Below are 1,090 nucleotides of genomic sequence, written 5' to 3'. Positions count from 1 at the left end.
CTTTACCTAACCGATAACACCACGCCAGAAGAGATTCGTGCAGCAAAAGCAACCGGTAAAATTGTCGCAGCGAAGCTTTACCCAGCAGGTGCAACGACTAACTCAGATTCTGGTGTGACCGATGCGAAGAACATTTACCACGTTCTCGAAGCCATGGAAGAAGTCGGGATGTTGCTTTTGGTTCATGGAGAAGTCACTCATCACCACGTTGATATCTTCGACCGAGAAAAAGAATTCCTTGATACCGTCCTCGCTCCTATCGTTAATGACTTCCCTAATCTTAAAATCGTTCTAGAACATATCACCACCGCCGACGCAGCACAGTTCGTTAACAACGCGTCTGATAATGTTGCCGCTACCATTACTGCTCACCACCTTCTTTTCAACCGCAATCACATGCTTGTCGGTGGCATTAAGCCTCATTTCTACTGCTTACCGATTCTAAAGCGCAACACCCACCAGCAAGCGCTAATCGAAGCCGCAACCAGTGGTAGCAAGAAGTTTTTCCTAGGTACCGACTCCGCTCCGCATGCAAAAGGCGCGAAAGAATCGGCTTGCGGTTGTGCAGGTTCTTACACTGCGCACGCGGCGCTAGAACTTTATGCAGAAGTCTTTGAAAAAGAAGGCAAGCTGGAAAACTTGGAAGCGTTCGCAAGCTTCAACGGTCCTGATTTTTACGGTATTGCGCGCAACGCAGATACGGTGACGCTAGAAAAATCGGCTTGGGATGTTCCTGAATCTATGCCATTTGGCAACGACATCGTTGTGCCTATTCGTGCAAACGAACAAATTGAGTGGAAAGTGAAGTAATCGCTTCACGTAAATAACGTGCATAAAAAAGGGCCATGACGTTCTCCGCATTAGAGACAGCATGGCCCTTTTTCATTTTATATGTGGATTATTTACCGCGAAGCTTTTCTACCACCGTCCATACAGCAACCACAATCAAACCCGCTACAAAACCGATAATGCCGTTAAGCAAAATAGGCAGAATCGCTGTAGCAACCGAATGACCACTAAAGTTCATAATAATCGGCTCTACAAAGTGATGAATGGCTGGCACGTTATGCACTACAATCCCGCCACCGAC

At 46.9% G+C, this 1,090-nt stretch carries 1 protein-coding gene and 1 pseudogene; one reads left to right on the top strand and one right to left on the bottom strand.

What is annotated here, in order from left to right:
* Positions 1-810: dihydroorotase (gene pyrC / locus R7Q38_RS24525; RefSeq protein WP_318114675.1), on the top strand; the 810-nt coding region annotated here is incomplete at its 5' end.
* Between the two features lie 88 nt (positions 811-898).
* Here pyrC and R7Q38_RS24520 read toward each other — a convergent pair.
* A pseudogene (locus R7Q38_RS24520) lies at positions 899-1,090 on the bottom strand (DUF808 domain-containing protein); the annotation flags it as partial.

Origin of the sequence: Vibrio sp. Vb0598, from assembly GCF_033338935.1 — a bacterium.
Taxonomy (GTDB): domain Bacteria; phylum Pseudomonadota; class Gammaproteobacteria; order Enterobacterales; family Vibrionaceae; genus Vibrio; species Vibrio alginolyticus.
Note: the sequence above shows the minus strand (reverse complement) of the source record. Positions and strands in the feature narration are given on the sequence as shown.